Below are 22,886 nucleotides of genomic sequence, written 5' to 3' on the forward strand. Positions count from 1 at the left end.
GTCGCTTTTTCAGTTAGTATGCTACCTAGACCTAATCGATTCTATGTGCAACAGAAGGGCTTTCAATGGAGCTGTCAGGTACTTATCCCGATGTCGTACTGAGGTTAATTCATTTGTCAATAACAAGTCTTGAACAGATAGCGAGACCAATGTTCCCTGTGATAGCGGCTCCCTTACAAGAACATCCGGCAATATCGTTATACCGAGTCCTGCCTTCGCAGCTTCGATTAAGGCGAGGGAATTGACGCTTGTCCATACAGGTTGCGCCGTATATCCGGCCAAATAAAGAATGCTGTCTAACGTATCTCGGATTGCACTTCCCTTTTCGCGCAGCAACAGTTTTTCGGAACAAAATTGTTGAAGGGTCAATTCATTGTTATTGCGGTAGTCCGGAGCGCACACGATATGTAATGGATAGGAGTCAAAAGGGGTACATATAAATGGCCCTTGAGGAGCAGCACCTTCAATCAGGGCGATATCTGCTTTACTGTTCCGCAAAATCTCAATGGCATTGGCTGCGCTGACCACATCTACGTTCACCGTTATTTCTGGCCAATCTTTATGAAAGGCCTGCAAAAGTTGAGGCAGCCAGAAGGCTGCTATTGTAATGCTCGAAACAATGTGCAAAGGCGCCTGTTTTTCCAAACAGTGGATATGTGACTCCAATGTTTCGCACGAAGATAAAATTGGCAAAATTTCCTCCAGCAAAAGCCGGCCGCTTTTTGTTAGCTGAACACTTTTTGAGAGCCGATCAAATAGTGCTGTTCCTGCCTTTGCCTCCAGATCGCGTATCGCATGAGAAACAGCTGACTGCGTAATATATAGCTTTTCCGCAGCTCTAGTAAAGTTCCCTGTTTCAGATACTGCTTTCATTATTTCAAAATGCCGAAGCGTCATCATCGTTGGCACCCCATCTGTCTGGTATGAATAAAACTAATTGTAATGATAAAATCATATCATTTTAATAATTGATCTACAAACTTTATAATAGGATGGGGGGATGAGGAGGCGATCATATCGCTTAGTCAACAAACCAAGTTATGTTTCTGGCTTCTTGGCATAAATTTGTTTATTAGTGCATTTACGTTTGGCGGCGGTTACGTAGTTGTTCCTATGATTCGTAAGTATTATGTAACCAGAAAAAAACTCTTCCATGAACATGAGCTCGTCGATATGGCAACTATCGCACAGTCGTCACCAGGAGCAATTGCAGTCAACTTGTCAACGCTTGCAGGGTATCGGGTAGCAGGGAAGACAGGGGCTATAATAAGTTGCATCGCTGCTGTCATTCCATCGTTCATTCTATTGGTATTTATCTCCAAGTTTTATATTGCTTTTGCAACGCATCCGGTTATCTCTGCAGTATTGAAAGGAATGCAAGCCGGTGTGGCGGCTCTTATTGTAGATTTCGTTGTTGATATGTGCAGTATGTTGATCAAGGAACGTTCTTTCCTACTTATCTTGCTGACTCCATTGGCACTTGTGGCAAACCTTTTCTTGGAAATTAATGTGGCAATTATCCTCGCAGCCTGCTGTCTCTTCTGCATCGCGCGAGTGTGGTTAAACGAGAGGCGGCAGGATGAATGAGCGGACTAATAAAACTTCTCTTGGTCTTCCTTCAAATCGGGTTGTTAAGCATTGGCGGAGGGTACGCCATTATTCCATTCATTCAGGAACTGGTCGTAGAAAGGTACGCTTGGGTAGCGCAACGGGAATTTACTGATCTCATTACGATTTCGCAAATGACGCCTGGACCGTTAGCGGTAAACACCGCAACGTTTGTTGGCTCACATATTGCAGGGATACCTGGCGCAATAATCGCAACATTCGGCTGTGTAATTTCAGGAATCTGTATTTCCATATTCATGTATCGTTTTTTTCAAAGATTCAATAAATCTATCTATGTGTTGGATACGTTGAACGGATTGAAGTCAGCTTCGCTGGGACTGATCATGTCCGCGACCGTAAAAATATTACTATTGACGTTAATTGGGGCATCAACAATAAGCGTGGCTGCGAGAGTAGATTGGTTTGCCATTGTTATATTTACAGGTTCTTTGATTGCTTTGAGAAAGTGGAGGATGAACCCGATCCTTCTCATGGTTCTGACGGGGATTTGGGGCGGCTTCAGATTGCTTGCAGGAACCGGACCGACTGCTTTATATTGGTGAGCCTAACGGTACTTTGGCTGAAAAGGGAGAAGGAGGCGGTACATGATGGATGTTTTTTACTATAACTGGAATTTGGTAGAGGGTTTACATAAAGATCATGAAAACTTTCTTGACGTAGCGCTCGACAGGTACTCTGAGCGTTAACGATTGGTGGACCAACGATTAGCCTGCCCGGAAGGCCAGCGGAAGGGCTCCCGCTTGGGTTTCAATGCATTGCCGAATTTGGACAGGACGAAATCTTGCTGCACCATGCTCAGCAAGTTGCACAACTGATATAACGGAGTAGTAGATTGGCAACCGATATGCATCGCATGTATCAGTGTGGGGAAAGGGGAAGCCAGAAATCATCTATCCTTGAGCACATATAACACAGCCATGCCGACAATGAAGCATGCGAAATACAGCCTATTATGACATCGGCCATAATAGGCTATATTAGCAGGCTATCGAATTCGAACCCAGCTTTTAACGTACCATCCCTCGATAAGACTTGCTTGTGGATACGTAATGGTGCGAAACTTCCCATTAATCAATGCAAGAATGTTTACTTCATTTGTTGAAGGATTATACGCAGTTAATTTGCCGAAAGTCCAATGTCTATGAAAATTATAAAATAAGGCCCAACGATTAATATAATTGTACCAGTTGAATGTTTCCCCAGGCGGAAGCGGAATGAATTTGACCCACTGACTGACAATCCAGGCTTCACTAATATTCGCCATTGGCACATCTATATAGTGAAATTCGCCATATTCCGGATGGAATGTTGATACATTGACGTTATAAAATGCAAGGATCCTCATAGTTGTTGAATTATATTCGTATATCTTCCCGAAAACCCAGCGGTTATCAACCGTTCTCAACAAAACCCATCGGTTTGCATATCTACCTCTTCTAGCCATAACAATCCCTCCCAACTTTTTTATAGTATATGAGGAAGTACTTTCTTTTGTTTGGACTAGCTTTCAACCGATCCACACGATTGGCTGATCTTTATAAAGCCAAGGAAGGATAGCCTTACTTAACGATGTCACTGGATCGGGACGCAGGCTTATTGCGACGGTTGCAACACGAAAGGGCAGTTTAGCGCAATAAAGCAGAGGGAAAATGAGAAAATCTAAGATTTCAAGAGATAAAAAGAGTTGTTATTTTCTGAAAAGCCTACATATAGGCATAGCCATGCGAATGTGCAAATCTATGCAAAATAGCGAACGTGTGTTTTTGCGGTTTGTAAAAAAACATATTCTATTTTACGATTAGTAACATTCGAAACCAAGAATTAAGGAGATGTTTAAATGAGCAATATTTTATTAAATTCAAGAAAAAACACGCTTAATACTAAAGGGGTTTTGGAACAAAATAAGAAGTTTTGGGATAGTACCGCTGACAAATGGTTCGGTGTAACTTCACTCCCAGAACTCGGTTGCTTATTACCATCCGAAGAAGATTTACATTTGTTTGGTGATGTGTCTGGTAAAAAAGTTCTTGAAATTGGTTGTGGAAGTGGCCACTCACTTAAATATCATGGTGACCGTAATGCCTCAGAACTTTGGGGACTTGATATGTCAACACAGCAAATTGAAAATGCAACCCGTTATTTAAAAGATTGTGGACATGAAGCACATTTATACAATAGCCCCATGGAAGAGAATCCAGGTTTACCGATCGATTATTTTGATATTGTTTATTCGATATATGCAATCGGCTGGACTACCGATTTACAAAAAACATTTCATTTGATCGCATCCTACTTAAAGAAAGATGGTACTTTTATATTTAGCTGGGATCACCCTGTTATGAGATGTATGGAAAATGACGGAGATAATCTTGTGGTTAAAAGCTCTTATTACGACGAGAATCTGTTTACATTTGAAAAATATGGATTTGATGCTTCACTCAGCAAAAGGAAGATTTCAACGTATATTAATGCATTATCCAAAGCAGGTTTTATTATTGAGGAAATGATAGAAGAAACTGATAAACAAACCCTTGAAAGCGAGAGCAAAGTTGAACAGAATTATCATTCCGTTTTTAATGCGAAACTGTTTCCTTTGTCCTTTGTTTTTAAAGCAAGAAAACTTTAGTTAGTAGTTTAGCAAAATGTACAGTTAATAGTCACAATCTATAATTGTATACATTTCAGTGGATTAATACGGATTGTGGAACGGCCAATGCTGTTAATAAGATGGGGAAATGTCTAAGGTGGAAGTGAAAATAGGTTATTAATCAAAATGATTTGATTAGTTGTTGACTTTTAGGAAAGGGGTTGCTATGATAAACATATACATCAAATAAAATTGATGAATGCGGTAGTTAAGGATTGGAGGTAGGCAGCGATGATTAATGAACTTCAGATTTTGGAGCAAGATGCAGTTAAGGTGGATTTCACAAAGTATGAAGTGAAGTTTAAGGCACTCGCTGATCAAAAGAGACTTCAGATTATGTATGAGCTAACACAACGAGGCAATACATGTGTATGTGATCTTACAGAGATCGTTGATATGCCGCAGTCTAAATTATCGTATCATCTCAAAATCTTGCTTGATGCTGGGTTAATTCATCGTGAGACAAGAGGAACTTGGAGTTATTACGAGTTGAACTCATTGGAAGTTAATAATCTGCTGTCTTCTGAGTTGTGTTGTATTTTTCGTTCGAATGAAGCAAAGTCAAACGGTTGCTGTTAAATGCAATCGTATGATCAATATATCAAGAAAAGTTGATTTAGATGAATTGAAAATGTAGGTAGGTAGAAAAAAATGAACATTTGGAGGGAAGAGTATCAATGAGTCAATGTTGTGGTTCTAAATCAGTTCCTGTGCCAATCTCAAAAACAACTTCAAAACCTGCTTCGTCCCATGATGATCTATCTGTGGCTATTATAGGTGGAGGTCCTATAGGACTGGCAGCTGCTGCTCATCTAGTTACAAGAGGGGAATCCTTTATCCTATTTGAAGCTTCTGCACAAATTGCAGGTAATGTGAATCAGTGGGGGCATGTTCGTGTATTTTCACCATGGCAATATAATATGGATAATGCGGCTAAACAGTTGTTAGAAGCTACAGATTGGCAATCTCCGAATGAACAAGCATTTCCAACAGGAAGAGAGTTAATCGATGAATATTTGTCTCCATTATCGGAGCTTCCGAGTATAAAGCCTTTTATACATTATAATACTGAAGTAGTTGCAGTAACTCGCAAGGGATTAAGTAAAGTAAAAACAACTGGTCGTGCTGAGCAGCCCTTCGTTCTTCATGTGCAGCAAGGGGATCAACTGTTGAAATATCAGGCTAAAGCTGTGATCGATGCATCCGGGACTTGGGCAACTCCTAATCCTGCTGTTTCAGAAGGCATCTGGACAAGGGAGGAGCAGTTATTAAACAGCCATATTTCTTATGGGATTCCAGATGTATTAGGCAGGGATATGGAACGATTTGCAGGAAAGAATGTCCTTGTAGTTGGTAGCGGGCACTCAGCAATTAATACTTTGTTAGACCTGGAACGACTTCAGGAGCGTGAACCCCTTACATCAATAACCTGGGTTATTCGAAAATCAAATGTAGCAGATGTTTATGGTGGTCAGCAAAGCGACGCACTTCGTGAACGTGGTGTACTTGGTATACGATTGCAGCATCTAGTTGAATCTGGAAAGATATCTGTTTATACTTCATTCCTAATTGAACATTTCGAAAAAAATGAAGCTCAAGTCAATGTGCTGGGTACGGTCAATGGAGAGACGATTGGCATCTATGGATTGGATGAGGTTATTAGTAATACGGGGTCACGTCCAAATTTATCTTTCCTTAGGGAAGTAAGAATAAATATCGATTCAGACATTGAAAGTGTGGGTGCGCTCGCACCATTAATCGATCCGAATGTTCATAGCTGCGGAACAGTTAGACCCCATGGTGAAATAGAATTGCGGCAACCAGACCACAACTTTTACATTGTGGGATCGAAAAGCTATGGTCGTGCACCAACCTTTCTAATGGCAACCGGCTATGAACAAGTAAGATCAATCGTTGCAGCACTTACAGGAGACTGGGAAGCGGCTGAGAACGTGGAATTGGATCTTCCGGAAACAGGTGTGTGCAGTGTTAATAAATCAGTACAATTAAGTAGTAGTCTTTCTTCAAGACAGCCAGCTGACAATCAGTCTGAAAGCACTTGCTCTACAACGTCTAGCGAAAGTGGGTCGTCATGCTGCAGCTAAAAAATTACAAAATCAACTAGGGCGTGTCTGAGAACTCTGAGGACAGCAAATTTTGCCGAATTTTCGTTCCATGCAAGGCGCGTTTGTGGAGGCGTACCCGGGGGTACGTCAAGCAAACGGAACGAAGCAGGGGGCGGAAAGGCGGATGGTGCGATAAAAAGCCTGGATGAGCCAATAAGTAATTATCTTAAGAACTACGATCTTAACATTCTCGGTAGCACCACAATAAGACATCTAGTTACAAGAACAACTGGGTTACAATTTCAGGGGAGTGGCGTAGTTGTACGTAAGTTTTCAGAAGGTACATCATTTGAAGGGAAAAAACCTGAGGTTTTGGCTGAGATTATTAAGAAAGCTACAGGAAAAACAGTTGCAGAAATCATAAATGTACGAGTGTTTAAACCTTTAGGATTTACTCAAACGGAGTGGAGAACAGAAGGGAAAGAAACTCTGGTTTGTGATATAAATGATCCTAATTCATATCCTACTTTAAGATTCGAGTCAAATGAAGGTAGTGATCGTAATCTTTACATAACAGCGAGAGAACTTGCTTTGTGGGGGAACTTACATCTGAATAAGGGAGCAATACAAGGACAACAGATTCTTCCAAAGGCTTTATTCGAAGATGTTACCTCTGTTAAGACTCCCAACTCACTGCCTGTTCAGTTTCCTAGAATAGGATATTTTTGGTGGATACAAGATAGAAGGTTGCAAACTCCGAAATTGGACCAGATCTTCCTGAAGGAACATACCAAATCCTGGGGGCATCGGGTTGTTCATGTACTGTAATCCCTGAACGCAATGCGGTGGTTGTACGAATGACGAATAGTCTATGGACTTTTGGCGGAAAGAATGGTTTTGATTACGTATCTGATATTCAAAGGTTTGGTAATCTTATTACGCAGGCTTTAAACCAACACTTAAATGTATGACCCAAACAGGTGTCCAACAATCAAAGCGGTCAGCAGGAGTCAGGTGGTCGCCGAAATTTTCGATAAAATTCAGTAGTGACTAGGCATTGAATCGATTTATAGACTTATGTACAAAATACGAGTTTTGTGTAAAAGTATTCGGATCGCGAATAGGCTCATACCGTTTTTCAACGCATTTGTCCAGTAACATTTAAATACGAACTCCTATTGCATTCACTTCGGACTATCTCATAAAATAAGTATTTATGTGTTATGTGTTCTCATGATTAGTTCGGAGTTACTGTTACAACATCAAAACAGCCTCGATCGATATTTGTTCAATTGAGGCTGTTTTTTGTAACCAATTAACGTGTTAATTTCTTATCAGAATTTTTTTTGTGAAATCGAACACATACTCATTGTCCTTAAGCTTATTCTGAACCGTCTTTTCCCAAACATCCTTTTTTAATAATGTCGACAATTCTATACCATACCAACTAGCAACATCATTTCGCAAAACCTTATATGACGTTTCAATAAAGTTAAAGTTTATGGCTTCCAAATTGTCAATTAATGCAAATGCAGCTGTGGCATTGTATATTAATGCTTTATTGACCTGATCTTCGCCAATATCTGTTACATAGGATTTATAGTTTATCTCTGCCGTTAGTTTTTCAGGAATCAATCGAAATGACATTCCCACATTGTTTAATGGCAATGAGTTGAATAGATTAATTATATTAGAGTTATCACCCATATACTTAGATTTGAATTGTGATGCATTTTCAATATCGTGACTAAGTGGATTTTGCTGATCCTCCATATATTGCTTTTTAGTATTTTCTATTTGGGGTATGACAATACCTTGTACCACTCCAAATAAGGCTAATCCCACAATGATTAAACAAATTATTATTCTATTCCTGGTTCTCATGATTCTCACCCACCTCATATTTACGAATTAGTTTCAAAGCCGCATGGAAAAGCAATGGTATAATAATGAAAACAAATGGTAATAAAAATCTGAATACCAACACGGCCAATTGATAAGGCCCAGTGATATTTATCTCTCTCCCAAACCAAATACTACTGCCAAATACTACTGCCGTATTACCAAGTATGGACACCGTAACAAACAAGCCCCAAATGAGCCAAGCAATTTTTCTATAGCGCATGACAATATTAATGTTATAGATGGATGTCTGACCCCAAAAGTAGCTTTCCTTTTTTGCATTTAATACGAAGAATAAGATACCAACTACAAATACGACTATCAGCAGAAAGATGTTGAGAAGAATTCCCATCCCTACTAATCTTAGGGGGATGGTTATGACCCATGCGATTAGAAAATATAACAATGCGATTTGTAAAAATTCAATCCGATACTTGTTTGTATAGACTCTTGTGTTACCGTCGATCAATAATTCAACGCCGCTAATATTATCGGTAGCTACTTTTACTGCTTGTGTATATTCCATGCCATTGGCTGTAAGATCAGCTACTTTAGCTTCGAGATTGCTTAAGATTTCATCTTTCAACTCATTCGTCTGTTTGTTGTCTTTATGTTCTTTAAATAATTGATCAACGTAATATTGTAAATGTTTCACAAGGTTCCTCCTGCTATCTAATTAATTTGTCGATTAATTCTCTGGCTATTTTCCAATCCGCAAAGTTGCGGTGAAAGGTATCCTTACCTGCTTCTGTCACTTTATAATATTTCCGTCTACCGCCTTGGCTCTCATTACCCCAGTAAGATTGAATAAGTTTGTTTGACTCAAGCCTTTTTAGACTTGTGTATAAAGATGGTTCCTTTAATTCGTATTCTCCGTTACTTTTTTTCGAGATTATCTTGATGATTTCATAACCATAGCTATCTCCATCACATAAAACACGAAGAATAATGGTGTCGATGTTACCGCGAATTAATTCGCTGCTTATTCCGTTTTCTTTCACCTTATACTCACCCCACAAATGCATCGTATCAGATATTACTATGTGAGTCAATGTACTTCTTAACAAGTAATACATTAACTTAAAAAAACCAAGTATAGTCCGCTTAGAATCCGATCATTTTTCAATATATTAATTGGCTTGACCATTATCAACCAAAAATTCGTGGCATAAAGTTCGGAGCTTTATATTTACCGGATAGCATTTACATGTTTATCCTTCAAAATCATTCAATAGTATCATTGTTCCATTCCGTACCTTATTCGCTTTTTAAACATAAAAATCCCACAATCATCTTCATGATTTGCGGGATTTTGTGTCAAGCTATTTCATTTATGATTAGATTGTAACTAGTTTTTAGCGAGTGACTGCGTCTTCTTATCCCACACACATTTAGTGAGTTTGTAATAATTGTATTTCTCGTGCTTTATATTAATATTACTATGAAAAACAAAACCACATTTTTGTATTACTCTGTTTGATGGAATGTTTTGCACAAGTGCAATTGCATTCAGCCCCTCGACATTCGTATTCTCAAATAAATACTTAATTATCCCTTGAACAGCTTGTGTAGTATATCCCTTGCCTCTATGGTCCTTAGATATTGCAAACATAACTTCTCGATTTGGAGCCGGCAGTTCTTCTTTTATGCCCGTGCAGCACCAACCAATAAACTCTCCTGAATCTTGTAGTATAATCCCTAAACGCAGTCGAAGTTCACCAATATCCCCATTTTTCAATGCTTCATTTAAAAACCGTTTGTTTTCTGGGATTTCATAATTAATTAACCATTCCTGCCTTTGCTCGAGTGGTACGTTCCAACCGGGTAAACATTCGAAAATTTCTGGTTGCCAAGTTAGAGAATGAAGTTTATCTAAATCAGTAGCAACGAATTCTCTCAAATAAATATCCTTGCATTCAATAATGAAGAGGTCTTCAGAAGTATGGAGTCCCATTATAGGCTCCCCTCCCTCCTATCCGTATAGTCATGTATCAGACGAGTTGTATGGAACTTTGTACAACGATCGCGATCCCCTCGCAGTAAAGTATCGTGTTCATAAATTTTGCTGGGACGTCCCCATTCAAAATTGCTTAGTCCAATCTCCCGGAACCCATACTTCTCGTAATATTGAATATGATCCGTAGTTAAGTACACTTTTTCATACCCCATCTGCCCTGCAGTTTTCCTTGCATGTTGTAAAAGTACCGCTCCCAATGCCTTCCCCCGCTCATTCTTATCGATGAACAAAGGTGCAATCCAAGGGGAAAAATCTTTCCGAATCAGATTTTCCTGTTCAATCAATTGATAAAAGCCGATAATACGTTCGTTCTTGAACATGATAAAAGTGAGTGGCAAATGAGTAAATGTTGAGATGCTTCCATCTATTTGGGCAATCACTAAGTTCTTTACTGCGGGCCAAGCTTCAGAAATGTATTGAATGAACTCATCTCGACGGTTAGAGCATTCCTTTACAGAACGGATTATAAAACACTCATCCAAATCTGGACTAGCTAAAGTTTTGGCCGCATAAATTTTCGTCTCTTCTCCAAAAATACTGAATCCGTTGCTTAAGTGAACCCATCCATTTTTTTCGTAGTAGCCCTCCAAATCACTGGTGAGATAAAGGCTTGCATGCCCCATTTTACGAGTTTCGCGAATTGCGTGTTGCATCAGTTCGACCCCGATATTGTTCCCTCTGAACTCCTCTGCAACATATAAACAAGCGAGCCACGGATAAATGTCTTGACGGCTGATCAGATCATTCCTCAGCAACGCATATGTACCTATGATCGAATCATTTTGCATGGCCATATAAAACTTTGGCAAGTCGTCCTCTGTTTTCAACGAATGAAGCATACAGTCATGATAGAAATTAAAATTCCTATCTGTTCCCCACTGGCGCCAAAATACTTGGACAGCGTTATCGAATTGTTCGACCTTTTCATTTAGGCAAAAAATTTGCAATACGACATACCTCCATTTCACAACTAATGATTCCCCAAGAGCCCCATCAATTCATCACGCTGTTGAGTTGTTCAAATTCATCTTTCGTTAACCCATACACGTACTCGTCATAGTGCTTGCCCTTCGTAAAGATCATCTCACGAAGAACGCCTTCCTGAACAAATCCGAGATGCTCCTGCAAAACACGTGATCCTTCATTGAAGGCATATACATAGGCGTTCACCTTGCAGTATCGTAATTCCTCAAAATAATAACGAAGTAATACTCTGATTGCCTCTGAAGCATATCCTTTTCGCCAATGTTTACGAAAAATGGCAACACCATATTTGAAAGTTCCGTTGCGCGTGTCGCAACTGTTAGCCGTAATGCTGCCAACTAGTGTTCCATCGTGTGTTTCGATTGCAAGGAATACATTATCCCCTTCTGGCGCCTTGGTTGATGTGCGTTCTGCCCAATCTTTTGTTCCGTCTTCAGATCTTGGGAAGTATATCGCATCACAAAGTCTTGCACACTCCGAATCCTGATCGTTCTCATGGAATTCTTTCCAATCCGAAGGTATTACAGAGCGTAATCGCACTTTCAAACCGGTCCAAATATTAGCTTGCGTATCCATTCTCCCATTCCTCCCAACCCTATATCGGTATTCTAGCCAACCTAATCATGCCTAAATCATCAATTCTCGTATCACTTCCTGCTTATTTCGCTCCACTTCTTTAAAACCTAAAGCTGCATAAAGGTTGGACGCACGAACGTTTTCAAATCGATGTCCCAGTTTTATTTTATGGCAAGCATGCTTCTCTTTCATATACCTGATTAGCTCTTCCAGACCGGCTCTGCCTAAGCCTCGATGTTGGTAATGATGGTCGATCATATAAGCCATAATCCAGTACTCTCCATCGTCCGGGTCGATGGCGTAAACGGTAAACCCCGCTAATTGTTCGCCAGAATAAACCGCTAAAGGTGTGAATCCGCAATAGGCCGATTCCGCAAGCCAGTACACAATTGGAACAGGAAAAACATGCTTCTGCTCTGCTGTTACCTCAAGTTGGCTACAGGCATACCAATTATCTTTATCGATTGGTTTCAGTATCATAGCCTGAGAGGTATACATTTAGAAAAATGAACCTCTCAAAGGCTTTCGATTGCGTTTATTCCGATTCAAAACACCATCACTCCTTTTTTCGAAATAGGGATCTGCCTGAGGTTCAAGCTCCAAAAAATTCCCCTCCATGGTACATTATCGAGAAGCTATCCCAATTATTTCAAGATAAAAAATAGACTTAACTGATTTATCCGACGGCATTAACGCTCATCCACTAAATTCGCTTTACTTCTAACTAAAAACCCGCCAAGCTTCTCTATCCATCATGGAAAGAATGCTTGGCGGGTTTGCTTAGCACTAAGCTTTCATAGCGCTCCCCTTCATCGCTTTATCATCATTCTTGCGCAGTGCCGAAGCCAGCAGAAGAACAGCACAGATGCCGACCAACCACCACATGACGCCTAGCGGAAGCAACATTCCCTCTTCCCCGCCGAAGTACATGATGTTTCGCAAGCCTGAAGCGGCATAGCGCAATGGCGTCCAGGAATAAATCCAATCCTGTGTAGCTTGCGACATGAACTCCGGAGGCAAGTTCAGAAGCGGCATGGAGAAGAAGAACAGCAGGACACATAAACCAATACCTGCAAGGCCGATCCAATTTACAAGCGACAGCTGAAGCAACATGAATGCGGCAGCCATCAACCATAGGAACATCCATACCGATGTCGCATCGTCCACTTCCATCCCATACCATGACTTGGCCATCCACAATGTGAACAGGGAATTAACCAGAGCAAAAGCCACTGCAAGCAGTACCTGCATAGTGCTATTTTGCCACTTCCGCCCCCCTGCTTGATTGGCATTTCTTGCCGCAAGATACAGAAACGCGCTGCCTACCAGACTGCCAATCCAGACGATTTGAACCAGCATGTTCGGCGCACTGCCATTACCGTTATTCTCGCCTGCGGAATGTGATGTGATCTCTTCTACCAAGAAAGGAGTCAATAGCCCTTGCATGGACGATACCGGCAGTTGTGGTGCGCGTTGACCAATCTGTTCCAGCAGCTGGCTAGTCATTTCTACTTGGACATTGCGCATGACTTGCCCCAAAATCGTCTTCACCATGGTAGCCGCCTGCATATTCAATCCTTCATTCACGTACACTCTCACAGTAGCCGGATTAGGCGAAGGGGTCTGAAGAGATTGTACCCCCTTGCTGAAGCCGGTCGGAATGACCAGCACCCCGTACACCGCTTGACGCTTCATCGCTTCCTGCGCTTCTTCCTCAGAAGACATGAGCTTCCAGTCAATTGGCAGCTGCTCCAACCCACTCACCTTCTGTCCGATCATCTCCCCCAACGCCATCGTTCCACTGCCCGGCAGATCAATCGGCTGATCCAACATTACGAAAGCAACAGGCAACGATTTCGGTTTTGCGCCTAAGACGGAGCCCATCATAGCTAGACCGAATATCATCAGAATAACAAGAACGGCAACTGTTCCAATCCATAACATTTTTTGTTTGATCATTTTAGTACACTCCTTCATTTTAATGAACATGCTGTTGATTAATGATCGCAATGTTAATTATAATGAGGAGACAGGAATTTGCAATAATCAGAATAACTGCATATGTTCATTAAAAAACACACTATGCTTCAACGTTGATTGGATTTCAATTTTGGGAACAGGAGGACCAACGAGCGATGAACAATAAAACGGATCGTCGCAAGCTGCGCACCAAAAAATTGCTGCGGCAAGCGTTGATCGAGCTCATGGAGGAAAAAGGACTGGAGAAAATTACGGTTAGCGATCTCGCCAACCGCGCCGATATTAATCGCGGTACGTTTTATCTGCATTATGAGGATGTGCATGATTTCATTGAACAACAAGTGCATGAATTTCTGAATCAGCTATCAGAATTGGCATCGAAGGTTCAGTTCACGGATTTGCTGCTTGCGGCAGAACGCGATGAGCCTTTCCCCGGCTTGATCTCCATTATTGAGCATTGGGAGCGCAATGCGGATTTTTGCAAGTGGCTGTTAGGGCCGAAGGGCGACCCTTCATTCGTTCTGCGAGTGAAGGAGCTTATGAAGCAGAGGTTATTCATTAAGCTGTCCGGTCTTGAAGGAACCGATTCGGCGTCTGAGCTGCAAGTTCCGCTGGAATATCTCATTGCTTACGTCACATCCGCTAATGTCGGAGTGCTGCAGCACTGGTTCCATACAGGACGCATTCAGACGCCGACCGAGATTCACTTCATTATGATTCGCTTAATAAGCAAAGGCTGGCTATCCTTCTCCGGAGTGCGTCACGCCATTGCCAATCTGAAGGGCTAATGGCTGCTTCTCAAGTGCTCTGCCGTGACACTCTCCCCTTGCTCAATCATATTTTGAGGTGTCCCCGTGAACATGACTTGTCCGCCATTGACGCCTCCTTCGGGACCCAGATCAATAATCCAGTCGGAGGCGGCCATCACTTGCTGATTATGCTCGACTGCGATGACGGTGCTGCCCGCATCCACCATGCGATGAAGCAGCTTGATGAAGCTCTCCACGTCTAGGGGATGCAGTCCGGTTGTAGGCTCGTCCATCAGGTATAACGCCGGCTTTCCTCGATGGCTCATCAGCTCTCTGGCGAGCTTCAACCGCTGCCCTTCGCCCCCGGACAAGGTCGTTAACGACTGTCCGAGCTCCACATAACCAAGCCCGACCTCTTGTAGCAACTGTAACGGTCTTATAAGCTTCGCATGATCCCGGAACACCAGCAGCGCTTCATCAATCGATAATTGAAGGATGTCCTTTATGGAATATCCGCTGTAAGCGACCGACAATACTTCTTCATTGAATTGGTTGCCGCCGCAAGTCGGGCATGTCACCTCGATATCCTGGAAGAAGAGCATGTTGCTCATGACATAGCCAAGTCCTTCGCATTCCTCGCATCTTCCACCCGGAGAATTGAACGAGAAATGCTTCGCGTTCAGTCCTCTCTCCTTCGCCTCCGCTAAACCTCCGAAGATTTTCCGAATCTCGGTATATACATCGGAATAAGTGGCTACATTGGACCGCTTCATTCTTGTTATGGCGGACTGCTCAATCGTGATGACCTGGTCGAACTGTTCCATGCCGGCAACGAGCGGACTTGCGGATCTCTTATCGCCTTCGGCAGCAAGCACATCGAATACGAGCGTGGATTTGCCGGAGCCAGATACGCCCGTCACAGTAGTAAGACAGCCGATCGGAAAGCTGACATGTACATTTCTCAAATTGTGCTTGCTCGTTCCTTCTACCTTAATCATCTCGCCGGTTCCCCTCCGGCATGTTCGGCGTTCTTGCTTCTTACGCTTGAAGTACGAGCCGGTAACAGAGTCCTCTTGCCTGAGCAACTCCTCCCATGTTCCTCTTGCGATGATCTCGCCGCCGTGCTTGCCTGAGCCAGGGCCGATGTCGATCAAATAATCGGCCGCCCGCATGACATCAGGGTCATGTTCGATCACGATCACTGTATTGCCCAGATCCCGGAGCTTCGCAAGGATTGTCATCATACCCGCCGTATCCTTCGGATGGAGTCCAACCGTCGGTTCGTCCAGAATGTAGATAATGCCGCTAAGATTGCTATCGAGCGCGGCGGCCAGCTTGATTCGCTGCTTCTCGCCTCCTGATAACGTCGTCATCTGACGATCAAGCGATAGATACGATAGACCGACGTTGCTTATCCGCTGCAGCTTGGTATTCAAGTCCAGCATATAATCTTCGATCAGTCGAAGATGGCGTTCGGACAAGGAGCACTTCAACCCGCCAATCCATTCCTGCAACTGGTCCAGGGAGAATGCCGACAATTGGGGCAATCGGACTTCTTCTATTGTTGCACTGCGGCCTAACGGAGCGAGTCGCTCTCCTTCGCAAGACGAACACACCTCTTCTACGAAGTAACGCTCCAGCTTCTTGGCCTCTCCTTCCTTCTCGGACAGCCGTCTCCACAGAGTAGAGATTACCCCTTCGAACTTGCCGTCCGCGACCGTTCTGGGAGCTGCAATGTTCGGGAATGCCCGCTTGACCTCCACACTGTCCGTACCATGAAGCAGAATAACCTTCTGTAGCGGACTGTACTCGGCAACCGGCGCGTGGTTAGCGACCGATAAGCCATAATGGCGGAAGGCGCTATATAGAGCAGAGATTTGATATTCCTTATACTTATGACCCCAGTAGTGAACAGCCCCCTCCTCCAGCGACAGCGATTCATCGATGGTCTGCTCTTTGTCGATCGACATGACCTTGCCCAAGCCCTCGCAAGTTGGACACGCCCCCTCCCTGGTGTTATGGGAGAAGTGTGTGCGCGTCAGCTTCTCCATCCGGTGACCGCAATGTACGCAGCTCATATAAACCTTAAATTCGTCTTTCCGCTTCTCCACTTCTTCCCGGCAATCCCCGGACGATATTTCTCTGCAGCAACCCGGACAGACGCGTACGCTTAACTTCTCGAACACCAGTCGCAAGTCCGTATACATATTGGTCAAGGTGCCTACGGTCGATCGGGGATTTCTGTTCGACTCCGACTGCGAGATCATGATGGCCGGCGACAGATGGCGAATAGATTCCACCTTCGGCTTATGGATGCCCTGCAGCCCGATCGCTTCTAAATATTGTCTCTGACACTCATGGAAAATAACGTCGATGGCGAGAGTGGATTTGCCTGAGCCGGAAAGTCCCGTTAACACGATCAATTTTCCTTTTGGAATTTCCACATCCACATTTTTCAAATTGCCTTCCCAAGCACCTTTCACGATCATGTTGGACATTTTCTGACGCCTCCTTGATTCCGATTCACAATTCCATCTTACAACATTGATGCAATATTTCGGTTTACTGTGATCTACGTCTTGATTTCCGGGCTATTATTCGGTTTAATCTTGTTGTAGGAGTTGAAGGTTCAACTTTAAGGATAGGTGAGAATCTTGAAGCATATGTATACGCCCAAGGAGATGGCTGAGCTTATTCAGGTTAGCACGACGACATTGCGCAGATACGAGGAGCAAGACTTGATTCCCGACGTGGTCCGAACGGCAAGCAATCGCAGATGCTATACGGCTGTTCACTTGCAAGCCTTCGTAACCGTCAGAGCGCTGTTGAAGGGCTGCGATATTCCGATCGCTTACGAGATAATGAGAACACTCAAGCGAGGAAGCGCCGCGGAAGCCATGTGGCTGATGAACGAGCAGCTGCACAAGGCCCAATTGGAAAAGCAGCGAGTGGAATCCATTATGGCCATGATCGCAGGAGCGGATTTTTCGGACTTTCGCATCGTCAAGAACGCTGATGCCGCGATGACGATTGGGGAAGTGTCCAAGTACGCAGGTGTCAATGCGTCAGCCATCCGTCATTGGGAGAAGGAAGGACTGATTCAATCGTTCAGAAATGCGAATAATGGCTACAGACAATTCTCAATACGTGAAGTCAGAAAAATAATGGTCATCAGCAGCTTGAGGAAAACGGTTCATTTCATCGAACATATGAAGCAACTTCTTCATGATCTGGATACGAAAAGCTTGGAAAGTGTGGGGAAATCCTTTCATCTTGCTATGCAAAAGCTGCATGACCGGTTGGCGTTGCAATATCGCGGCATTGCCGAAATCATGCGCTACATGGAAATCATGAATATGCGTCTGCCTTGAGGAGGAAGTGAATCGATGAAGCTGCATATTACCTACGATCATCCCATTCCGATTAACGCGTTCCAATGGACGCCTGCTACTTATCCGCAGCCGCCGCATGTACATACAAGTCTGGAGATCGGTCTCTGTCTGTCGGGCAAAGGCTGGTTCTCCTTCGGGAACAAGCGATATGCCGCAGACATTGGCGATCTGTTCCTTGTGAACAATGAGGAACGGCATATCGCAATGTCCGATACGAACGATCCCAGCCGCTATCTATTCCTCAACTTTGACGCATCGCTTCTGTTGGCTGAAGACCCCGCTCTGCTGCTCCCTTTCTCCTATCGCTCCACCCGATTCTGCAATCATATTCCGGGCGGTTCGACACTCGCGGAGCAATTGGCGCCATGGATGCATGCTGTCGCCCGGGAGCTGAACGAGCAGAAACCCGGGTATTTGGCCATGGCCAAGAGCGGTCTTGTGCAATTGTGCGGGCATCTGTTGCGCCATTACAGTGAACTGCTGTCGGAGGATATGCGGCAGTCCATCGTACAGACTGCACGGCATGTGCAGCTGCTGACGGATGCTGTCGAGCACCGCTTCCGCGAACCGATTACGCTTCAGCAATTGGCGGATGAGCTGGGGCTGAGCATTTCCCGGATTAGTCGGGCATTCCTGGAGACAACGGGGTATCGCTTCTCGGATTATCTCTCCCTGCTGCGTGTTCAGGCAGCCAAGCGGGAGCTGGCAGGCACAGACAAGACAATTGCCCATATCGCGTTCGAATGCGGCTTCCAAAGCTTGCCCACCTTCTACAGAGTGTTCAAGACGTATGCCGGTATGTCGCCTGCCGCTTACCGGCTGTCCTTAGGCGCTTCTGTATAAGCAAATAATGAGAAAATGCCGTCGCCTCATGAGAAGCTGTTACCTCCGCATGCCATTATAATAAGTGCATAAGTGATCTTGATTAAGATGGCAGGAGGGATTCGTAAATGTCAAATTGGAACGGGCTTCGGGAACTGATCCGTCAAGAGGTTACACAGCGCCGCGAGGAAGGCTGCGATGTGACCGGTTATGCGGAACGCGTCGAGAAGGCAGAGGCGAATGAAGCGGAATTAATGGGTGTGTATGCAGATCTGATGGCGCTTGAGTCCACAGCGGATTTCAAGTATTGCGAGCCGTCGGGGCTGGAGGAAATTCGGTCTGTCCGTCCGCATGGGCCGCGTGAACTGCACTGCGACTTGTCGGACCAACAATGGATGAACAAGTTCTACGGCGCCTGGCTGGGCCGTTCTGCGGGCTGCGCGCTTGGCAAGCCGCTGGAGACGCATGTCTTCATGCATGGCTCCCATGGAAGAGCCGGCTGGCATAATATCAAGCTGTGGTTCGAAGGCGCCGGTCAGTGGCCCATCAGCCACTATACGCCAAGTGAATCCCAAGCGAGAGAACAATACGGCATCGCGATCAATAGTTGGTTCGGAACTGCCAGCTGCAGCGGCCATATCTCTTACATGGAGACGGATGACGATATTCGTTATACCGTGCTCGGCTTGCTTCTGCTCGAGGAGCGCGGCCTGGCATTCGACGCATGGGACGTCGGGAAGCACTGGCTGCGGCATCTTCCATTCGGCCAAGTGTTCACGGCAGAGGCCCAAGCCTATATGAACTTCTCGCGCGTCCTATCCCATATGCACAATGACAAGCCTCATGACTGGGAGCGGCATATCGAATGGGTGCGTACCTATCTCAATCCTTACCGCGAGTGGATCGGCGCTCAGATTCGCGTAGACGGCTATGCATACGGCGCTGCCGGCAATCCCCAGCTCGCAGCGGAGCTGGCCTGGCGCGACGCCTCTCTCTCCCATGTGAAGAACGGCATCTACGGAGCCATGTTCTGCTCTGCGATGATTGCCGCCGCATTCGCGGAAAGCGATGTGAAGAGAATTGTGGAGATCGGATTGAGCGAAATACCGAAGCAAAGCCGTCTTGCCGAGGACATCGCGCTTGCGGTAAGGATAGCGGAGAGTACGGATGATCAAGTGGAGCTCGTCGATCGCGTATGGCAGGCGTTCAAGCATTATCATCCTGTACATACGAACAACAATGCCGCCTTATGCGCCGCCGCATTGATCCATTCCGGAGGCGACTTCGAGAAGGGCATTACGACGGCTGTACTTGGCGGTTGGGACACGGACTGCAATGGCGCTACTGTAGGCTCCATTCTCGGTGCGGTCAATGGAGCGAACGCGCTCCCCGCATCCTGGATCGCCCCGTTGAACGATACACTGTATGCCGAGATAAGCGGGTTCCACCCCATTGCCATCTCCGAATGCGCACGAAGGAGCTATGAGGTGTTCCGAAAGCTGCACTTCCCGGAAAGGGAACGAAGATAATTCTAACTGTTAATCGGCAGCGAGCAGTCGACAGTCGGCTGCTCGCTACTCGTTATCTATTGGATGAAGAAGCCGCCTCTTCCTTTAGTTGAGCCAAAGTAATCGCCTCAACAGATGCAGGGAAATGTTCTTCCATCGAACAAGCAGCCAGCTTATAGCGCTCCCCCCAATCATAAAGGCGGAAAAAGCAAGGCTCCCCTCCGGCATGAATCGAAATCGACCGATTCGAGTCGATCTCGATTCGAAACGACTGAAGCGGTAATGACAGTCCGCGGCCGATTGCCTTGCTATAGCTTTCCTTCAGCGTCCAAAGCTCATAGAAGCGGGATAAGCGTGACTCCCCCTTCTCGCGGAGAATGGATTCGTATTCTTCCGGCGCGAAGCACGTCTTGCCCAATTCCATGTCAATGGCTGCTACCTCCTCCACATCAACGCCAACCGGACAGCTCCCTAGCAAACATACGACCCATTGTCCGGAATGCGAGACATTGAAGTGGATAGACGGGTTGTCAGGCAGCATCGGTTTGCCGTAATGGTTGTGCTCGAAGACGATGTTGTGATAAGAGCTGTCTAATGCGCTGCTAACCATGGTCCTTGCAAGAACCTCGCCGATCAGCGTGCGATAAGCGTCTTGCGGTCGGTGCATTCGTTCCGCTTTCTTCCGCTTCACATCCGATACGTTCGTGTGCAGCCATGCATAGTCGTCATCGCACAAACTGAGAGGTACCGGAACAGCCATTATCCGGGGTATTCGTGAAAACCTCGTTGGCATCATCGCGTTGTCGCTCCTTCGTCAGCCGGATTCTTCTCTTCAGTATACCGGAGATGTGCGACGAAGTCCCGTTAGCAGTCAGTTGCAAATTCTTTATGTATAAAAAAGAAAGCAGCCGAATGGCTGCTTCAGAATGTTGATCATGCTAAAAATCGACGGCATCCCGATAAATTTAGGATTGTCTACTTGCTGCAAGCATATGAGTAGATGCTGCGTAAGACGTCTGCTCTTCCTTCACCCTTGCCATAAGACAATCCAGCTCCTGGCAATCCGAATAATAACGCATTACTCGCTCTGTAGGCAGTGTGTCGATAACGGTCATGCAATGCTTGCAAATAATGACTCCCAAATCCAACCCTTTATCCGTCATATGCTACACACCTTTCGTATCGAACTCTGAATATAGTATACATCATATATCTTATTATGTACACTATATGTTGCAATAATGTGCGTTAATGAAGAAAGTGTATCGTCCTTATTCATATTATGATGGTTTAATTCGATTCATGTATGCAGCGTTGGTTATATTTCTTGTATCATATAGAGCTACATAATCATTGTTATGTAAACTTTATTCCAACAAGCTCCAAAAAAGCAATCGACTTCTATACAAGATGTGGTAAAATCGGAGTTAAGCGTTTCCAATCATGTGAGGAGGTCTTGTGCCATGTCAGAAGCTACTGCACAAGGAAGCACAACAATTAATGTACAGTCATTGGATGAGAATATGAAGCTGGAGGAAACGGGGCCACTCGGTCTTGTCTGGCATTCCCCTGTCGAAGCGCCCTTCCGTCTGTCGGGATTCGCCTGGTATGACCAAGAGCGCTTGTTCCGCCGCATGCCCTTGAATGAGAGCGGCAAGCTGTCTCAAGCGGTCGATTATCTGGCGAACTGCACCGCAGGCGGACAGATCAGCTTCCGTACGAATTCGCCGCGGCTTGCGGTCTCCGTAGAACTCGCAGCGGCGGCGGATATGTACCATATGCCGGCGACCGGACAATGCGGCTTCGACGCTTATATTGGAACACCGGGAGAGCAGCGATATATTGCAACTTCCCGCTATGACCATCGAGAGCAATCCTACGAGTGTATATTATTCGAATTGCCGGAGAGCACCATGCGTGAGGTAACATTGAACTTCCCGCTCTATCAAGGCGTGAAGTCGGTATCCATCGGACTGGAGAGCGACTGCGAAGTCCTCCCCCCGACTCCTTATGCCAGCAACAAGAAAGTGGTCTTATACGGCACTTCCATCTTGCAAGGCGGCTGCGCCAACCGTCCGGGGATGGCTTATCCGAACATTATAAGCCGCAGAATCCCGCTCCAGTTCATCAATCTGGGCTTCTCCGGCAATGGCCGCGGCGAACCCGAAGTCGCACAGATCATTAGCGACATTCAAGATCCCGCCTTGCTGGTATTGGATTACGAAGCTAATGCAGTCAGTCATGAATTGTATAGCCAGACGCTGCCGGAATTTATCCGAATCTACCGGGAAGCGCATCCCGAAGTGCCCATATTGGTCGTATCGAAATTCCGATACGCGCTGGAGAACTTCAATCCGGAAGCGCTGCAGCGCCGGCTCGGCATGAAGCAGATTGCGATCGATGTCGTGGAGCAATATAAGCAGCAAGGAGATCGCAACATTCACTTCTTCGACGGCAGCGATATGTTCGGCGGCGATGATGCCCACGAATGTACGGTCGATGGCGCGCATCCGACAGACCTCGGTTTCTTGCGAATGGCGGATGCGCTTGCTCCCGCCTTCCAACAATTGCTCAGCCGGGAGTTGGAGCAAGCGTAAGCCGAATCTGATCAGCC

General features: G+C 45.1%; 24 protein-coding genes. 11 read left to right on the forward strand and 13 right to left on the reverse strand.

Translation table 11 applies throughout. The annotated features are described in order from the left end of the window. Positions 1-21: 21 nt before the first annotated feature. Entirely contained in the window at positions 22-900 is an 879-nt protein-coding gene (locus tag M6D81_RS01470) for a LysR family transcriptional regulator (protein WP_262675003.1), read from the reverse strand. 165 nt (positions 901-1,065) lie between these two features. Between M6D81_RS01470 and M6D81_RS01475 the strand changes: the two genes are divergently transcribed. Next, a complete protein-coding gene (locus M6D81_RS01475) occupies positions 1,066-1,587 on the forward strand; it encodes a chromate transporter (protein ID WP_262675004.1) in 522 nt (173 codons plus the stop codon). After that, complete coding sequence (locus M6D81_RS01480) at positions 1,584-2,171, forward strand: chromate transporter (protein WP_262675005.1); 588 nt, start codon at positions 1,584-1,586, stop codon at positions 2,169-2,171. The genes M6D81_RS01475 and M6D81_RS01480 overlap by 4 nt, the downstream gene beginning before the upstream one ends. Positions 2,172-2,614: 443 nt before the next feature. Here the strand turns inward: M6D81_RS01480 and M6D81_RS01485 are convergent, their stop codons facing one another. Further along, positions 2,615-3,073, reverse strand: a complete 459-nt coding sequence (locus M6D81_RS01485; protein WP_262675006.1) for a hypothetical protein — start codon at positions 3,071-3,073, stop codon at positions 2,615-2,617. 393 nt (positions 3,074-3,466) lie between these two features. On the opposite strand from M6D81_RS01485, the gene M6D81_RS01490 reads away from it, so the two are divergent. From M6D81_RS01490 to M6D81_RS01505, 4 genes are all read left to right on the forward strand, one after another. Beyond that, a complete protein-coding gene (locus tag M6D81_RS01490) occupies positions 3,467-4,255 on the forward strand; it encodes a class I SAM-dependent methyltransferase (protein ID WP_262675007.1) in 789 nt (262 codons plus the stop codon). Between the two features lie 252 nt (positions 4,256-4,507). Continuing rightward, positions 4,508-4,855, forward strand: coding sequence for an ArsR/SmtB family transcription factor (locus M6D81_RS01495; protein WP_262675008.1), 348 nt, complete (start codon positions 4,508-4,510; stop codon positions 4,853-4,855). Positions 4,856-4,953: 98 nt separating this feature from the next. After that, positions 4,954-6,381 carry an NAD(P)-binding domain-containing protein gene (locus M6D81_RS01500; RefSeq protein ID WP_262675009.1) on the forward strand — a complete coding sequence of 476 codons (1,428 nt, stop codon included), beginning with the start codon at positions 4,954-4,956 and terminating at the stop codon, positions 6,379-6,381. Positions 6,382-6,588: 207 nt separating this feature from the next. Continuing rightward, positions 6,589-7,170, forward strand: a complete 582-nt coding sequence (locus tag M6D81_RS01505; protein WP_262675089.1) for a serine hydrolase — start codon at positions 6,589-6,591, stop codon at positions 7,168-7,170. Between the two features lie 495 nt (positions 7,171-7,665). Here the strand turns inward: M6D81_RS01505 and M6D81_RS01510 are convergent, their stop codons facing one another. The 8 genes from M6D81_RS01510 to M6D81_RS01545 all read right to left on the reverse strand — a co-directional run bounded on the left by M6D81_RS01510 (position 7,666) and on the right by M6D81_RS01545 (position 13,780). Continuing rightward, positions 7,666-8,226 carry a DUF4825 domain-containing protein gene (locus M6D81_RS01510; RefSeq protein WP_262675010.1) on the reverse strand — a complete coding sequence of 187 codons (561 nt, stop codon included), beginning with the start codon at positions 8,224-8,226 and terminating at the stop codon, positions 7,666-7,668. Then, a complete protein-coding gene (locus tag M6D81_RS01515; RefSeq protein WP_262675011.1) occupies positions 8,210-8,899 on the reverse strand; it encodes a permease prefix domain 1-containing protein in 690 nt (229 codons plus the stop codon). Before M6D81_RS01515 ends, M6D81_RS01510 begins: the two co-directional genes overlap by 17 nt. A 13-nt stretch (positions 8,900-8,912) precedes the next feature. Beyond that, positions 8,913-9,269: a PadR family transcriptional regulator gene (locus tag M6D81_RS01520; protein WP_410795681.1), complete on the reverse strand. Its 357-nt coding sequence runs from the start codon at positions 9,267-9,269 to the stop codon at positions 8,913-8,915. 323 nt (positions 9,270-9,592) lie between these two features. Beyond that, on the reverse strand, positions 9,593-10,198 hold the full coding sequence (locus M6D81_RS01525; protein WP_262675013.1) for a GNAT family N-acetyltransferase: 606 nt from the start codon (positions 10,196-10,198) through the stop codon (positions 9,593-9,595). Then, positions 10,198-11,229, reverse strand: a complete 1,032-nt coding sequence (locus M6D81_RS01530; RefSeq protein ID WP_262675014.1) for a GNAT family N-acetyltransferase — start codon at positions 11,227-11,229, stop codon at positions 10,198-10,200. Before M6D81_RS01530 ends, M6D81_RS01525 begins: the two co-directional genes overlap by 1 nt. Before the next feature lie 25 nt (positions 11,230-11,254). Then, complete coding sequence (locus M6D81_RS01535) at positions 11,255-11,821, reverse strand: GNAT family N-acetyltransferase (protein WP_262675015.1); 567 nt, start codon at positions 11,819-11,821, stop codon at positions 11,255-11,257. Between the two features lie 51 nt (positions 11,822-11,872). Then, positions 11,873-12,319 carry a GNAT family N-acetyltransferase gene (locus tag M6D81_RS01540; RefSeq protein ID WP_262675016.1) on the reverse strand — a complete coding sequence of 149 codons (447 nt, stop codon included), beginning with the start codon at positions 12,317-12,319 and terminating at the stop codon, positions 11,873-11,875. Between the two features lie 288 nt (positions 12,320-12,607). Then, positions 12,608-13,780 (reverse strand): YhgE/Pip domain-containing protein, encoded by a 1,173-nt coding sequence (locus tag M6D81_RS01545; protein WP_262675017.1) that lies wholly within the window; start codon positions 13,778-13,780, stop codon positions 12,608-12,610. A gap of 176 nt (positions 13,781-13,956) precedes the next feature. On the opposite strand from M6D81_RS01545, the gene M6D81_RS01550 reads away from it, so the two are divergent. Then, positions 13,957-14,589 carry a TetR/AcrR family transcriptional regulator gene (locus M6D81_RS01550; RefSeq protein ID WP_262675018.1) on the forward strand — a complete coding sequence of 211 codons (633 nt, stop codon included), beginning with the start codon at positions 13,957-13,959 and terminating at the stop codon, positions 14,587-14,589. On the opposite strand, the gene M6D81_RS01555 is transcribed toward M6D81_RS01550, so the two are convergent. Next, entirely contained in the window at positions 14,586-17,048 is a 2,463-nt protein-coding gene (locus tag M6D81_RS01555; protein WP_262675019.1) for an ATP-binding cassette domain-containing protein, read from the reverse strand. The genes M6D81_RS01550 and M6D81_RS01555 overlap by 4 nt on opposite strands. 165 nt (positions 17,049-17,213) lie before the next feature. On the opposite strand from M6D81_RS01555, the gene M6D81_RS01560 reads away from it, so the two are divergent. The 3 genes from M6D81_RS01560 (at position 17,214) to M6D81_RS01570 (ending at position 20,293) form a co-directional block, all read left to right on the forward strand. Then, the gene (locus M6D81_RS01560; RefSeq protein WP_262675090.1) at positions 17,214-17,921 is read left to right on the forward strand and encodes a MerR family DNA-binding transcriptional regulator; all 708 of its coding nucleotides are present in this window, start codon (positions 17,214-17,216) and stop codon (positions 17,919-17,921) included. Positions 17,922-17,936: 15 nt separating this feature from the next. Beyond that, positions 17,937-18,785, forward strand: coding sequence for an AraC family transcriptional regulator (locus M6D81_RS01565; RefSeq protein ID WP_262675020.1), 849 nt, complete (start codon positions 17,937-17,939; stop codon positions 18,783-18,785). 107 nt (positions 18,786-18,892) lie between these two features. Next, positions 18,893-20,293 (forward strand): ADP-ribosylglycohydrolase family protein, encoded by a 1,401-nt coding sequence (locus M6D81_RS01570; RefSeq protein ID WP_262675021.1) that lies wholly within the window; start codon positions 18,893-18,895, stop codon positions 20,291-20,293. 52 nt (positions 20,294-20,345) lie between these two features. On the opposite strand, the gene M6D81_RS01575 is transcribed toward M6D81_RS01570, so the two are convergent. Both M6D81_RS01575 and M6D81_RS01580 read right to left on the reverse strand, forming a co-directional pair. Beyond that, a complete protein-coding gene (locus M6D81_RS01575; protein ID WP_262675022.1) occupies positions 20,346-21,068 on the reverse strand; it encodes a 4'-phosphopantetheinyl transferase family protein in 723 nt (240 codons plus the stop codon). Positions 21,069-21,237: 169 nt separating this feature from the next. Continuing rightward, a complete protein-coding gene (locus M6D81_RS01580; RefSeq protein ID WP_262675023.1) occupies positions 21,238-21,435 on the reverse strand; it encodes a GapA-binding peptide SR1P in 198 nt (65 codons plus the stop codon). 300 nt (positions 21,436-21,735) lie between these two features. On the opposite strand from M6D81_RS01580, the gene M6D81_RS01585 reads away from it, so the two are divergent. Further along, on the forward strand, positions 21,736-22,869 hold the full coding sequence (locus M6D81_RS01585; protein WP_262675024.1) for an SGNH/GDSL hydrolase family protein: 1,134 nt from the start codon (positions 21,736-21,738) through the stop codon (positions 22,867-22,869). Positions 22,870-22,886: the final 17 nt, after the last annotated feature.

Source organism: Paenibacillus sp. J5C2022, from assembly GCF_025567625.1.
Lineage (GTDB): Bacteria > Bacillota > Bacilli > Paenibacillales > Paenibacillaceae > Pristimantibacillus.